Source organism: Paenibacillus sp. P4_E11 (assembly GCF_056401635.1).
The window spans coordinates 1-541 of the sequence record NZ_JBFUIX010000724.1 but is presented as its reverse complement, the minus strand read 5'-3'; the positions used below and the strand labels follow the sequence as shown (position 1 = coordinate 541).

Sequence of the window (541 nt, the reverse complement as noted above, 5' to 3'; positions counted from 1 at the left end):
CTTAATACAGCGATGGGGAATCCRACGGATCGCCAAGGWCAGATGACMTCGACGCAGAACAACTTRTACAACAGYGTGAATCAGCAGACGCCGTTCCAGTTCAAAGCACCGGAGCCATTCAAATACGACTACAACACCGATCCGCAGTATCAGAACGCCTTACAATCCGCTATGCGTAACGCCCAGATTGGAACGAACAACGCTCTCGTACAACTGGGGTCGAAAGGAATCGCAAACTCCTCTATAGCTGTTGATAGAGGCAACCAGATACAGCAACGCGAGCTAGGAAACGTCACAACGAACGTGCTACCGGAGTTGATTAAGCAAGCGTTCCAACGATACCAGGACAGCGCGAACCGTGACTATCAGAACCAAATGGCGAATTACGGAGCAGGACAAGATCAGATTCGCAACCAATCGGCGCTTGCGGATCAGTTGAACAGATATGGTCAGCAGGACATTACAAACGACCGTAATGCGAGTGCAGATGCATCACGAGATAAACAAGCGAACTGGGGGGCCTATCTTGATTCTGTTGGAC

At 50.2% G+C, this 541-nt stretch carries 1 protein-coding gene; it reads left to right on the top strand.

The features are described from left to right. Positions 1–42: 42 nt before the first annotated feature. The coding region (locus tag AC1DWB_RS37130) for a hypothetical protein (protein WP_477546023.1) at positions 43–541 on the top strand (499 nt) is incomplete at its 3' end.